Source organism: Burkholderia sp. CCA53, from assembly GCF_001685525.1.
In the GTDB taxonomy this organism is placed as follows: domain Bacteria; phylum Pseudomonadota; class Gammaproteobacteria; order Burkholderiales; family Burkholderiaceae; genus Burkholderia; species Burkholderia multivorans.
The window spans coordinates 893,214-906,514 of record NZ_BDDJ01000001.1 but is presented as its reverse complement, the minus strand read 5'-3'; the positions used below and the strand labels follow the sequence as shown (position 1 = coordinate 906,514).

Sequence of the window (13,301 nt, the reverse complement as noted above, 5' to 3'; positions counted from 1 at the left end):
TTGCAACGGCACCGTACGCCGCGCGCGCGATCCGCGCGCGGCGCGGCCGACAAGCCGTCTGTCTTTCCTTCCTGCCGCTGCGCGTTGCGTGGCGGATGGCCGGATCGACTCCACGCCTGGCGGGCTTCGCGGCCCTCCGGGCACATTTGTTTTTTGGCGGGCGCTGCGTAACCTCTGCGGCGCCGGACGAGTCGAGAGACTTTACTGCGGGCGAAAGGAGCCGACGCGCGTGCGGCGCGCGGCGGCGGTGAATCGATATGGCGAAACGGGATTACTACGAGGTTCTGGGCGTCGCGAAGAACGCGAGCGACGACGAAATCAAGAAGGCGTATCGCAAGCTGGCGATGAAGTACCACCCGGACCGCAATCCGGACAACAAGGATGCGGAAGAGCATTTCAAGGAGGTGAAGGAAGCCTACGAAATGCTGTCGGACAGCCAGAAGCGGGCCGCGTACGACCAGTACGGCCACGCGGGCGTCGACCCGAACATGGGCGGTGCGGGCGCACAGGGCTTCGGCGGCTTCGCGGACGCGTTCGGCGACATCTTCGGCGACATCTTCGGTCAGGCTGCGGGCGGTCGCGGCGGCCGCGGCGGCCCGCAGGTGTATCGCGGCGCCGATCTGCGCTACAGCATGGAAATCACGCTGGAGCAAGCCGCGCACGGCTACGACACGCAGATCCGCGTGCCGAGCTGGGTATCGTGCGAAGTCTGTCACGGCTCGGGCGCGAAGCCGGGCACGAAGCCCGAAACCTGCCCGACCTGTCATGGCCAGGGCACGGTGCGCATGTCGCAGGGCTTCTTCAGCATCCAGCAGACCTGCCCGAAGTGTCACGGCACCGGCACCTACATCCCGGAGCCGTGCGCGCACTGCCACGGCTCGGGCAAGGTGAAGGAAACCAAGACGCTCGAAGTGAAGATCCCGGCCGGGATCGACGACGGGATGCGGATCCGCTCGGCCGGCAACGGCGAGCCGGGCATCAACGGCGGGCCGCCGGGCGACCTCTACGTCGAAATCCACATCAAGCCGCACGCGGTGTTCGAGCGCGACGGCGACGATCTGCACTGCCAGATGCCGATCCCGTTCACGACGGCGGCGCTCGGCGGCGAGATCGAGGTGCCGACGCTGGCCGGTCGTGCGACGTTCCCGGTGCCGGAAGGCACGCAGTCGGGCAAGACGTTCCGTCTGCGCGGCAAGGGCATCAAGGGGCTGCGTTCGAGCATTGCCGGCGATCTGTACGTGCACGTCCAGGTCGAAACGCCGGTGAAGCTGACCGACCATCAGCGCGATCTGCTCAAGCAGTTCGAGAAGTCGCTGGCTGAAGGCGGTGCGCGTCACAGCCCGCAGAGCAAGAGCTGGTTCGACCGCGTGAAGAGCTTCTTCGAGTAAGTCATGACTGACGGCAACGGGAGCGCGTCGTTCGCGCTCTTGGACGATTGCGACTCGACCGCGTCCGCGCGGTCGAGTCGTTTGTATTCGGGCTTCGTGCGTGAACGCGTGTGTACCGATCCCGCACGGCTCGACGCGCTCGATGCGGCGCTCGCGCAGGACTTGCGCGACGGCCTGCATGCGGTCGTCGTCGGCGACTATGAATTCGGACGCAATCTGCAACGTGCGCAGCCGGGCCATGCCCCGCTGCGCTTTTTGCTGTATGCACGCTGCGAGCGTCTGTCGCGCGCGGAGGTCGACGCGTGGCTCGCGGCGCAGGACGGCGCCGATACGCCGTCGATCGCGGGTGTCGCGCACGTGCGGAAAAGCGTGACGCGCGACGCGTTCGGCGCTGCGATCGCCGCCGTGCACGACGCGCTGCGCGCCGGCGATTCGTATCAGATCAACTATACGTACCGGCTGAACTTCGAGGTGTTCGGCACGCCGCTCGCGCTGTACCGGCGGCTGCGTGCGCGTCAGCCGGTGCGCTACGGCGCGCTGATCGCGCTGCCCGACGGCGCGTGGATCGTGTCGTGCTCGCCCGAGCTGTTCGTCGAGAAGCACGGCGAGCTGCTGCGCGCGCGGCCGATGAAGGGCACCGCGCCGCGTTCGGCCGATCCGCAGCAGGATGCGGCGTCCGCTGCATTCCTCGCGAACGATCCGAAGAACCGCGCGGAAAACGTGATGATCGTCGATCTGCTGCGCAACGACGTGTCGCGGATCGCGCGCACGGGCACGGTCCGCGTGCCGGCGCTGTTTTCGGTCGAACCGTATGCGTCGGTGTGGCAGATGACGTCGACGGTCGAGGCCGGCTGGCGCGACGGCACGACATTCGCCGACATGCTGCGCGCGCTGTTTCCGTGCGGCTCGATCACGGGCGCGCCGAAGCACAAGACGATGCAGCTGATCGATGCGATCGAGACGACGCCGCGCGGCCTCTACACGGGCACGATCGGCTGGCTCGATGCGCCGCGCGATGCGGCCGCGGCGTGCGGCGATTTCTGTCTGTCGGTCGCGATCCGGACGCTGACGCTCGACGCGCCGCCGGCCTCCGCACCGGCGGGCGACGACCGGCGGCGCGGGACGATGGGCGTCGGCGCCGGCATCGTGCTCGACAGCGTGGCCGCCGACGAATACGCGGAGTGCGAATTGAAAGCACGCTTCCTGACCGACGCCGATCCCGGCTTCCAGCTGTTCGAGACGACCTGCGCGACGCGCGCGGACGGCATCCGCCACGTCGATCGCCACCTCGCGCGGCTGCAGCGCAGCGCGGACGCGTTCGGCTTTCGCTTCGATGCCGATGCGCTGCGGCGCGCGATCGACGCGCGCTGCGCGGCGCTGGACGGCGACGGGCCGTACCGGATGAAGCTCTCGCTTGCGAAGGACGGCACGCTCGACATCGTCGCCGCAGCGCTGAAGCCGCTGCCTGCGGGGCCGGTGCGCGTCTGGCTCGCAGCCGACCACGGCTTCGCGCCGACGCGCGCGAACGACGCGCTGCTGCTGCACAAGACGACGCGCCGCGCCGACTACGATCGCGCCTGGCAGGCGGCGGAAGCACTCGGCGGCTTCGACATGCTGTTCGTCAACGAGCGCGGCGAGCTGACCGAAGGCGGGCGCTCGAACCTGTTCGTGAAGCTCGACGGGCAATGGGTGACGCCGCCGCTCGCGTCGGGCGTGCTGCCGGGCGTGATGCGCGCCGTGCTGCTCGACGATCCGGCCTTCGGCGCGGTCGAGCGCATCGTCACGCGCGACGATCTCTCGCGCGCGCAGGCGCTGCTGCTCACGAACGCGCTGCGCGGCGCGCTCGACGCGGTATTGACGAAGTAGCGCGGCACGGTCCCTCCCGCCGCAAGTAAAAAGCGCGACGCCCGGCAACGGACGTCGCGCTTTCGTTTATCGACGGCTCGCGTGGGCGCGCCGCGATGGATGCTCAGAACGAATGCTCGGGCCCGGGGAACGAGCCGTCCTTCACTGCCTTTACGTATGCATCGACCGCCGCCTCGATGTTCGGCTGCCCCTGCATGAAGTCCTTCACGAAACGCGGCCGCTTGCCGGGGAAGATCCCGAGCATGTCGTGCAGCACGAGCACTTGCCCCGAGCAGTCGGCGCCCGCGCCGATGCCGATCGTCGGAATCTTCAGCATGTGGGTGACTTCGGCGGCGACGAGCGTCGGCACCGCTTCGAGCACGACGAGCTGTGCGCCGGCCGCCTCGACCGCGCGCGCGTCGCGCAGCAGCTGCGCGGCGCCGGCTTCGGTCTTGCCCTGCACCTTGAAGCCGCCGAACGCGTGCACCGACTGCGGCGTGAGGCCGAGGTGCGCGCATACCGGCACCGAGCGCTCGACGAGGAAGCGGATCGTCTCGGCGAGCCATTCGCCGCCTTCGAGCTTGACCATCTGCGCGCCTGCGCGCATCAGCTCGACCGCGTTCGCGAACGCATCGGCCGGCGTGCCGTAGGTGCCGAACGGCAGATCGGCGACGACGAGCGCACGCGGCTGCGCGCGCGCGACGCATGCGGTGTGATACGCGATGTCGGCGAGCGACACGGGCAGCGTCGTCGAGTGGCCCTGCAGCACGTTGCCGAGCGAATCGCCGATCAGCAGCACGTCGGTGCCCGCGCGGTCGAGCAATGCGGCGAAGCTCGCGTCGTAGCACGTGAGCATCGCGATCTTCTCGCCGGCGTCGCGCATCGCCTGCAGCTTCGGCACCGTCACGGCAGGCCGGCTCGATTCCTGGAGATAGGTCATGGAGAAATCCGGTTCGATGAGTGAAAAACGACGGGCGGGACGCGTGTCAGCGCGTCGTCTCGCCCTTGACGAAGAATTCCTTGCGGCCGCGCATCGTTTCGATGCGCTCGACCAGCAGCGCGAAGTCTTCGGGGGAATCCAGCGGGTTCAGGTGTTCCGCGGCGACCGTCAGCACCGGCGTGCGGTCGTAGTGATAGAAGAATTCGTTGTAGGCGTCGACGAGCGCGCGCAGGTACGCATCGCCGATCTGCAGTTCCATCGGCAGCCCGCGCTTCTGGATCCGCGCGAACAGCACTTCGGGGCTCGCCTGCAGATAGACGACGAGATCGGGCGCCGGCGCACGCGGCGCTTCAAGATGCGCGGCGATCGACCGGTACAGCTGCCATTCGTCTTCGGGCAGGTTCAGCCGCGCGAAGATGTCGTTCTTCTGCGGCATGAAGTCGGCGACGACCGGCCGGCCCGTATCGAGCGCGCCGATCAGCTCGGCCGCCTGCTGCGCGCGCTGCAGCGCGAACGACAGCTGCGTCGGCAGCGCATAACGCGCGGTGTCGCGATAGAAGCGCTCGAGAAAGGGGTTGTCCTGCGGCCGCTCGAGCAGCGTCTGCATCGACCAGCGTTCGGCCAGCAGCTGCGCGAGCGTCGTCTTGCCGACGCCGATCGGCCCTTCAATCACGAGATAGCGATGCGGGGCGCGCAGATCGGGCGCGGTGACGGTCAGCGGTGTGGGGTTCATCGGCAGCGGTTCTTGTCGGCGCCGTCGCCGGCGGCGAGCGCCTTCATCAGGCACTGACAGGTCTGCACCTTCTCGATGCGCTGGTGCGCGACCGCAGCGAGGAATGCGTCGGCGCGGCCGCGCGCCGGAATGTCGAGCAGCGGCTCGACCTCGACGAGCGGCACGAGCGCGAAGGCGCGCTCGGTCAGGCGCGGATGCGGGACGATCAGGTCGGGCTCGTCGATCGAATCGGCACCGAACAGCAGGATGTCGATGTCGAGCGTGCGCGGCGCATTGCGGTACGGACGTTCGCGGCCGAAGTGATGTTCGATCTTCTGGCAGAGCGCGAGCAGCTCGCGGGCGGCGAGCGTCGTGTCGACCTTGACGACGCAGTTGTAGTAGTCGTCGCCGCCCGCATCGATCGGCGCGGTGCGGTACAGGCTCGACTTGTCGAGAATCGTGATGGTGCGCTGCTGCGCGAGACACACCACCGCGTCCTTCAGGGTCTGGCGCGCATCGCCGAGATTTGCGCCGAGCCCGAGATATGCAACCGTCATGGCATCACTTCCTGCGTCGTTCGCCGGCGAGCGCGTCAGTCGTCGGAGCTGCCCGCGGTATCGGGCGCCTGCTCGGCGGCGCCTTCGCCCGACTTGCGGTTGCGCGCACCGCCGCGGCGGCGCCGCTTGCGGGGCGATTTTTCCTTCGACCCGCCCTGCGAGAGCAGTGCCTCGCGCGCGGCCGCGTCGCCTTCGATGAAATCCGTCCACCACTGTCCGACAGCCGGGTCGAGCTCGCCGGATTCGCAGCGTAACAGGAGGAAATCATACCCCGCTCGAAATCTTTGGTGTTCCAGCAGCCGCAGCGCGCTGCGGCCCGAGCGTTTTTCGAGGCGCAGCTGCAGGCCCCAGATCTCGCGCATGTCGGCCGAATAGCGCTTGTGGATCGCCAGCTTTTCGGTCTGCATGTCGAGCACGTCGTCCATCGCGCGATGCAGCGCGGGCACCGGGAATTCGCCTTCGGCCGTGTACTGCTCGAAGCGCTGGCGCATGTCGTGCCACAGCAGCGTCGCGAACAGGAAGCCCGGCGATACGGGCTTGCCGGCGCGCACACGCGCGTCCGTATTGTTCAGCGCGAGCGCGATGAACTTCTCGCCCTGCGGCTGTTCGAGCACGACGTCGAGCAGCGGCAGCAGCCCGTGGTGCAGCCCTTCCTTGCGCAGCCGCTGCAGGCACGCGAGCGCATGGCCCGACAGCAGCAGCTTCAGCATTTCGTCGAACAGGCGCGCGGCCGGCACGTTGTTGATCAGATCGGCGAGCGCGTTGATCGGCTCGCGCGTGTGCGGCTCGATCTCGAAGCCGAGCTTCGCCGCGAAGCGCACGACGCGCAGCATCCGCACCGGATCCTCGCGGTAGCGCGTGGCCGGATCGCCGATCATCCGCAGCAGGCGCGCGCGCACGTCGGCCATGCCGTCGTGGTAGTCGAGCACGGTCTGCGTCGACGGGTCGTAGTACATCGCGTTGATCGTGAAGTCGCGGCGCGCGGCGTCTTCGTGCTGCTCGCCCCAGACGTTGTCGCGCAGCACGCGGCCGCTCGCGTCGACCGCATGCGTGCGGCGATCGAGCTCGTCGCGCTTCAGGCGCCTGGGCGGCTCGGCCGTCGCGGCTTCGGGCGGCGCATCGACGAGCGCGCGGAACGTCGACACCTCGATCAGCTCCTGGCCGAACTGCACGTGGACGATCTGGAAGCGGCGGCCGATCAGGCGCGCACGGCGGAACAGGCGCTGCACTTCGGTCGGCGTCGCGTCGGTCGCGACGTCGAAATCCTTCGGCGCGATCCCGAGCAGCAGGTCGCGCACTGCGCCGCCGACGATGAATGCGCGGTAACCGGCCTGCTGCAGCGTGTCGGTCACGCGCACCGCGTTCTTCGAGATCAGCGCGGGATCGATCCCGTGCACGCTGGCCGGCACGATGGTCGGCTCGTGATTGCTGCGCGGCTTTTTCGCGGCGGCGGCGCGCGCGGATTTGGCCGGCCGCGGCGCGGCCGAGGCCGGTGCGTCGGCCGCGCTCGCGGCGGGGGAGGTTTGCACGGCGTCGTCCTGGCCGAGCAGCTTGCGGATGAGTTTCTTGATCACGACGTTCAGAAGAGATCGAGGATGCGCCAGCCGCGGTCGCGGGCATGCGCGCGCAGCGTGTCGTCGGGATTGGTCGCGATCGGATCGGTGACTTTCTCGAGCAGCGGGATGTCGTTGTGCGAGTCGCTGTAGAAGTAGCTGCGCTCGAAGTCGTCCCAGTGCTTGCCGAGCGAGGCGAGCCAGGCTTCGGTGCGCACGATCTTGCCTTCGCGATAGCTCGGCGTACCGGTCGGCCGCCCCGTGTACGGCGAATCGGGATGGCCGTCGATCGTCTCGACCTCGCACGCGATCAGCGTCTCGACGCCAAACGCGGCCGCGATCGGCCGCGTGATGAATTCGTTCGTCGCGGTGACAATGCAGCAGAGATCGCCCGCGTCGAGGTGCGTACGCACGAGTTCGAGCGCGGCGGGCGTCATCGCGGGCCGGATCACCTCGTGCATGTACTGCTCGTGCCATTGCGCGAGCTGCTCGCGCGAATACTTCGCGAGCGGCGTGAGCATCGCCGTCAGGTACGCATGGATGTCGAGCTTGCCGGCCTTGTAGTCGGCGAAGAACTGATCGTTCTGACGCGAGAAGCTTTCCGCGTCGACGATGCCGAGCTTCACCATGAAGCGGCCCCATTCGTGGTCGCTATCGGTCGGGATCAGCGTGTGATCGAGGTCAAAGAGTGCCAGATTAGTCATGGAAGCGCATTTTACTCGAAGCGGTTCGGGCCCGCGCCGGGCGGCCCGATGTCGTCGCCGGGGCGGGCCAGCATCCGGCGCAGCAGCGGCAGCGTGACCGCGCGTTTCTGCTCGAGCGAGAAGCGGTCGAGCGCGTCGAGCAGCGCCATCAGGCTCGGCATGTCGCGCCGGAAATGGGTGAGCAGATAGGCGGCCACGTCGTCGGTCAGCGTGATGCCGCGCTCCTTCGCCGCGAGGCGCAGCACCTCGATCTTGCCGGCGTCGGACAGCGGCGACAGGTGGAACACGAGCCCCCAGCCGAGCCGCGTGCGCAGATCCTCGCGCACGTCGAGCGCAAGCGGCGCCGCCGGGCCTGCCGCCACGAACGCGCTCGACGGATGCGCGCGGACTTCGTTGAACAGATTGAACAGCGCGACCTGCTGCGTATCGGACATGCGGTCGCAATCGTCGATCGCATAGATGCCGATGCGCGGATCGAACGTGAACGCGCCGAGCGGGCTTTGCGGCGTGAGATAGCGTGCGTAGCCGTACGATGCGTCGCTGACGAGCGCCTGCAGCAGATGGCTGCGGCCGCTGCCGGGCTCGCCCCAGATGTAGAACGAGCGGTCGGGCACGGGGCCCGCCGCGAGCGCGAGATCGAGCTTCTGCAGCCGCGTGACGAGCTCGCCGTTCTCGCCCGTGATGAAGTTGTCGAACGTGGCGGGCGGCGGCGTGCCGAGATCGAGCGTCAGTTGACGGGTCACCATGCGGGTCGATTGGAAAAACGCGTGCCGGGCGCCGGGCACGCACCGCGGAACGCAGGCCGGTTGGCGGCACGCGCGACCGTACGCAGGGCGGCGCGCGGCGTCGTGCGCGGCTCGCTCGGCGAGGAAAACGGGGACGTGTTGGCCAAGATGCGATCCCTGACGATTCGATGCGGGGAATTCCGGCCAGCGGGCCGGCTTCGGGTAAAATCGCATTTTACCGACCTTCTCGCATTCCCCCATGAATCCTCCGAAATCCGCTCCCGACGCTCAGGGTCTGTCCTACCGCGACGCAGGCGTCGACATCGATGCCGGCGACGCCCTCGTCGACAAGATCAAGCCTTTTGCGAAGAAAACCCTGCGCGATGGCGTGCTCGGCGGCATCGGCGGGTTCGGTGCGCTGTTCGAAGTGCCGAAGAAGTACAAGGAGCCCGTGCTCGTGTCGGGCACCGACGGCGTCGGCACCAAGCTCAAGCTCGCGTTTCATCTGAACAAACACGACACGGTCGGCCAGGATCTCGTCGCGATGAGCGTGAACGACATCCTCGTGCAAGGCGCCGAGCCGCTGTTCTTCCTCGACTACTTCGCGTGCGGCAAGCTCGACGTCGACACGGCGGCCACGGTCGTCAAGGGCATCGCGCAAGGCTGCGAACTGTCGGGCTGCGCGCTGATCGGCGGCGAAACGGCCGAAATGCCGGGCATGTATCCGGACGGCGAATACGATCTGGCCGGCTTCGCGGTCGGCGCGGTCGAGAAGAGCAAGATCATCGACGGCAGCACGATCGCCGAGGGCGACGTCGTGCTCGGCCTCGCATCGAGCGGCATCCACTCGAACGGCTTCTCGCTCGTGCGCAAGATCATCGAGCGCGCGAATCCCGACCTGTCGGCCGATTTCCACGGCCGCTCGCTCGCCGACGCGCTGATGGCGCCGACGCGCATCTACGTGAAGCCGCTGCTCGCGCTGATGCAGAAGATCGCCGTGAAGGGCATGGCGCACATCACGGGCGGCGGCCTCGTCGAGAACATTCCGCGCGTGCTGCGCGAAGGCCTGACGGCCGAGCTCGACCAGAAGGCGTGGCCGCTGCCGCCGCTGTTCAAGTGGCTGCAGGAGCACGGCGGCGTCGCCGATGCGGAAATGCACCGCGTGTTCAACTGCGGGATCGGGATGGCCGTGATCGTGTCGGCGGCGGATGCCGACGCAGCGGTCGCCGATCTGACGGCTGCCGGCGAACAGGTGTGGAAGATCGGCACCGTGCGCGCGAGCCGCGAAGGCGAGGCGCAGACGGTCGTGGTCTGACGCGCCGCGTTCTGCCGATGGATCAGCAAAACCGCCCGGGCTGGCACCGGGCGGTTTTTTTTCGGGCGCCGTACGGCGCGCTGCCGAAGGAGGGACGACGATGAGCGAAGACGAACGGGCGATTCGCGAACTGGTGGACACCTGGTTCGTGTCGAGCCGGCGCGGCGATCTGGCCACCGTACTCGACCTGATCGCCGACGACGCGATCTTCATGGTGGCCGGCCGGCCGCCGTTCGACAAGGCGGCGTTCGCGGCCGCGTCGCGCGATGCGAATACCGGCGGCACCGACGCGCCGAAGATCGACGGCCGCTACCGGATCGACGAACTGCGCGTGCTCGGCGACTGGGCGTACATGCGCAACTTCATCGAGATCGAAGCGACGCCTCCCGGCGGCGATACCGTGCGCCGGTCCGGTCATACGCTGACGATCTTCCGCAAGCAGGACGGCCGCTGGCAGCTCGTGCGCGACGCGAATCTCGTGACGCTCGCGCAATGAGCGCGGCGACGGTGCAGAGCTGCTCCGGCCGCGCTGCGCGGGGCGCCGCGTAGCGGCGCCGTCGCGGCGCGCGACCGGGCGATGTCGTCTGGCTCAGCCCGCGGGAATGTGCCCGTCGAGCACGCGTTCGAGCGCGTCGAGCGCGCGCGCGGTCGAATCGGGCGCGATGCAATCGACGACGATCCGTTCCGGCATCGCGCGCAGCCACGTGATCTGCCGTTTGCAGAGCTGCCGCGTCGCGAAGATGCCCTTGTCGCGCATCGTCCGGTAATCGATGTCGCCGTCGAGGAATTCCCATGCCTGCCGATAGCCGACGCAGCGCATCGACGGCAGGCCGAGATGCAGATCGTCGCGGCGGCGCAGTCGTTCCACTTCGTCGATGAAGCCCGCGGCGAGCATCGCGTCGAAGCGCTGCGCGATGCGGGCGTGCAGCACCGCGCGATCGGACGGTTCGAGCGCGACCGGCACGAAGCGGTAGGCGGCGGCCGCGTCGTCGGCGGGACGCGGCGCCGCAAGTAGCGCGGACATCGGCTGCCCGCTCAGCATGAAGACTTCGAGCGCGCGCTGAATGCGCTGCGCGTCGTTCGGCGCGAGCCGCGCGGCCGTTGCCGGATCGACCTGCGCGAGCCGTGCATGCAGCGCGGGCCAGCCGTCGCGTGCGGCTTCGGCGTCGAGTTCGGCGCGCACCGCGGGATCGGCGGTCGGCAGATCGTTCAGCCCTTGCGTGAGCGCCTTGTAGTACAGCATCGTGCCACCCGCGAGCAGCGGCGTGTTGCCGCGCGCGACGATCTCGCCGATCAGCCGCAGCGTGTCCGCGCGGAAGCTCGCCGCAGAATACGCGTCGGCCGGGTCGATGATGTCGATCAGATGGTGCGGCACGCGGGCGCGCTCCTCGCGCGTCGGTTTCGCGGTGCCGATGTCCATGTCGCGGTAGACGAGCGCCGAATCGACGCTGACGATCTCGATCGATCGGCGCGCGGCGAGCGCCAGCGCAGCGGCGGTCTTGCCCGATGCGGTGGGGCCGAGCAGACAGGCGATCGTCGTCGGGACGGACTGCGCGGACACGCTCATTGGCCGCGCATGAACAGGCGGTCGAGATCGCTCAGCGTGAGCTGATACCAGGTCGGCCGGCCGTGATTGCACTGGTCCGCGCGTTCGGTCGCTTCCATCTGCCGCAGCAGCGCGTTCATTTCGTCGAGCGTCAGACGCCGGTTCGCGCGCACCGCGTGATGGCAGGCGAGCGTGCCGAGCAGTTCGTGCTGGCGTTCGGTCAGCACGCGCGAGCCGCCGAACGCGTGCAGATCGGCGAGCACCGCGCGCGCGAGCGCCTGCAGGTCGGCGTCTTTCAGCAGTGCAGGCACCGCGCGGATCGCGAGCGACGTCGGCGACAACACCGCAAGGTCGAAGCCGAGCGCTTCGAGCGTGTCGCGCTCTTCCTCGACGGTGCCGATCTCGACCGGCGTCGCCGTCATCGATACCGGCAGCAGCAGCGACTGCACGGCCACCGCGCGGTCCGCGAGCGCGTTCTTGAACTGCTCGTACAGGATGCGTTCGTGCGCCGCGTGCATGTCGACGATCACGAGCCCGTGCGCGTTCTGCGCCAGCACGTAGATGCCGTGGATCTGGCCGAGCGCGAAACCGAGCGGCTGCTCGTCGTGCATGGAAGCAGCGGACGGCATCGCCGCGAACCCGGGCAGCGGCGCGGCCGGGTCGTCGGCCGCGTCGCGCGCCGTCGTCGTGGCGTCCGGCGTGCCGGCGCCCGTGTCCTTGCGGCCGAACAGCGCATCGTAGAGCGCGAGCGGCTGCGCGACCGGCAGCGTGCCCTGCGTCATCCGCGCCTGGCGTAGCCATGTGCTGCCCGGCGCCGACGAAGACGGCGACGAGAAACCGCTGCCGGCCGTCGATGCGGGCTGATTCTGGCTTTGGCCGAGCGGCGTCGAGAGGAACGACGCCGGGCCGCGCGGCGCCGGTTCGAGATGCGCGGCGTGCCCGCCCGCGGTGGTTTCCGGCGACGCGCCGGCATGGCGTGCAAGCGCGCGCTGCACCGCGTGGAATACGAACTGGTGGATCGAGCGCGAATCGCGGAACCGCACCTCGATCTTCGACGGATGCACGTTGACGTCGACCGCTTCCGGCGGCAGGTCGAGGAACAGCACGTACGACGGATAGCGGTCGCCGTGCAGCACGTCTTCGTACGCGGCCCGCACTGCGTGCGTGAGCAGCTTGTCGCGCACGAAGCGGCCGTTCACGAAGAAGTATTGCTGGTCCGCGCGGCCGCGGCTTGCAGTCGGCAGCCCGGCGCAGCCGTAGACCGCGAGCGGGCCCGCGCGCTCGTCGAGCGGCAGGTGCGCGGTCGCGAAACCGTCGCCGAGGATCTTCGCGACGCGCTGCGCAGGCTCGGTCGCGTTCCAGTGCTCGACGGCCTTGCCGTTGTGCAGCACCGAGATCGCGACGTCCGGCCGTGCGAGCGCCGCGCGGCGAATCATTTCGACGCAGTGGCCGAATTCGGTCTGCTCGCTCTTCAGGAACTTGCGGCGCGCGGGCGTGTTGAAGTACAGCTCGCGCACCTCGATCGTCGTACCGACCGCGCCGGCCGCGGGCGACAGCACGCCTGTCTGCGCGTCGATGCGCGTCGCGTGCGCGGCGTCTGCCGTGCGGCTCGTGATGAACATCTCGGCGACCGATGCGATCGACGCGAGCGCCTCGCCGCGGAACCCGAGCGTCGCGACCGCTTCGAGCTCTTCGAGCGAGCGGATCTTGCTCGTCGCGTGGCGCATCAGCGCGAGCGGCAGCTCGTTGGGCGGAATCCCGCAGCCGTCGTCGGTGATCGAGATGCGCTTCACGCCGCCTTCCTCGAGCACGATGCGCAGCGTCGTCGCGCCGGCGTCCATCGCGTTCTCGAGCAATTCCTTGACGACCGACGCTGGACGTTCGACGACCTCGCCCGCGGCGATCTGGCTGATCAGCTGGTCGGGCAGGGGCTGGATCGCGCGTAGCGGGCGCGGAGCAGGGGCGGGCGCGGCGGTCGCGGCCGTTTCGGTGAATTCGGACATGGCCGAATTATAG

Annotated in this window: 12 protein-coding genes; 4 read left to right on the top strand and 8 right to left on the bottom strand. The window is 68.7% G+C overall.

The window, feature by feature from the left end; genetic code table 11:
• Positions 1 to 257 precede the first annotated feature (257 nt).
• Positions 258 to 1,388, top strand: a complete 1,131-nt coding sequence (gene dnaJ, locus BCR55_RS04230; protein ID WP_053297605.1) for a molecular chaperone DnaJ — start codon at positions 258 to 260, stop codon at positions 1,386 to 1,388.
• A gap of 3 nt (positions 1,389 to 1,391) precedes the next feature.
• Positions 1,392 to 3,254, top strand: a complete 1,863-nt coding sequence (pabB, locus tag BCR55_RS04225; RefSeq protein WP_065494227.1) for an aminodeoxychorismate synthase component I — start codon at positions 1,392 to 1,394, stop codon at positions 3,252 to 3,254.
• Between the two features lie 103 nt (positions 3,255 to 3,357).
• Here the strand turns inward: pabB and panB are convergent, their stop codons facing one another.
• The 6 genes from panB to hda are packed head-to-tail and all read right to left on the bottom strand — an operon-like array spanning position 3,358 to position 8,445.
• Positions 3,358 to 4,173: a 3-methyl-2-oxobutanoate hydroxymethyltransferase gene (panB, locus tag BCR55_RS04220; protein ID WP_065494226.1), complete on the bottom strand. Its 816-nt coding sequence runs from the start codon at positions 4,171 to 4,173 to the stop codon at positions 3,358 to 3,360.
• 46 nt (positions 4,174 to 4,219) lie between these two features.
• Positions 4,220 to 4,906: a deoxynucleoside kinase gene (locus BCR55_RS04215; protein ID WP_006401597.1), complete on the bottom strand. Its 687-nt coding sequence runs from the start codon at positions 4,904 to 4,906 to the stop codon at positions 4,220 to 4,222.
• Positions 4,903 to 5,442 carry a 2-amino-4-hydroxy-6-hydroxymethyldihydropteridine diphosphokinase gene (gene folK / locus BCR55_RS04210; protein WP_006401596.1) on the bottom strand — a complete coding sequence of 180 codons (540 nt, stop codon included), beginning with the start codon at positions 5,440 to 5,442 and terminating at the stop codon, positions 4,903 to 4,905. The genes BCR55_RS04215 and folK overlap by 4 nt, the downstream gene beginning before the upstream one ends.
• A 35-nt stretch (positions 5,443 to 5,477) precedes the next feature.
• The gene (pcnB, locus tag BCR55_RS04205) at positions 5,478 to 7,016 is read right to left on the bottom strand and encodes a polynucleotide adenylyltransferase PcnB (RefSeq protein ID WP_065494225.1); all 1,539 of its coding nucleotides are present in this window, start codon (positions 7,014 to 7,016) and stop codon (positions 5,478 to 5,480) included.
• Between the two features lie 5 nt (positions 7,017 to 7,021).
• Positions 7,022 to 7,699: an HAD family phosphatase gene (locus BCR55_RS04200; protein WP_006401594.1), complete on the bottom strand. Its 678-nt coding sequence runs from the start codon at positions 7,697 to 7,699 to the stop codon at positions 7,022 to 7,024.
• Between the two features lie 11 nt (positions 7,700 to 7,710).
• Positions 7,711 to 8,445, bottom strand: a complete 735-nt coding sequence (gene hda, locus BCR55_RS04195) for a DnaA regulatory inactivator Hda (RefSeq protein ID WP_065494224.1) — start codon at positions 8,443 to 8,445, stop codon at positions 7,711 to 7,713.
• Positions 8,446 to 8,683: 238 nt separating this feature from the next.
• Between hda and purM the strand changes: the two genes are divergently transcribed.
• Positions 8,684 to 9,739 carry a phosphoribosylformylglycinamidine cyclo-ligase gene (gene purM / locus BCR55_RS04190; RefSeq protein ID WP_006406403.1) on the top strand — a complete coding sequence of 352 codons (1,056 nt, stop codon included), beginning with the start codon at positions 8,684 to 8,686 and terminating at the stop codon, positions 9,737 to 9,739.
• A gap of 100 nt (positions 9,740 to 9,839) precedes the next feature.
• On the top strand, positions 9,840 to 10,235 hold the full coding sequence (locus tag BCR55_RS04185) for an SgcJ/EcaC family oxidoreductase (protein ID WP_006401590.1): 396 nt from the start codon (positions 9,840 to 9,842) through the stop codon (positions 10,233 to 10,235).
• A 93-nt stretch (positions 10,236 to 10,328) separates the two neighbouring features.
• Here the strand turns inward: BCR55_RS04185 and miaA are convergent, their stop codons facing one another.
• Together miaA and mutL are read right to left on the bottom strand one after the other, a co-directional pair.
• Positions 10,329 to 11,306 (bottom strand): tRNA (adenosine(37)-N6)-dimethylallyltransferase MiaA, encoded by a 978-nt coding sequence (gene miaA / locus BCR55_RS04180; protein ID WP_065494223.1) that lies wholly within the window; start codon positions 11,304 to 11,306, stop codon positions 10,329 to 10,331.
• On the bottom strand, positions 11,303 to 13,288 hold the full coding sequence (mutL, locus tag BCR55_RS04175; RefSeq protein WP_065494222.1) for a DNA mismatch repair endonuclease MutL: 1,986 nt from the start codon (positions 13,286 to 13,288) through the stop codon (positions 11,303 to 11,305). The genes miaA and mutL overlap by 4 nt, the downstream gene beginning before the upstream one ends.
• Positions 13,289 to 13,301: the final 13 nt, after the last annotated feature.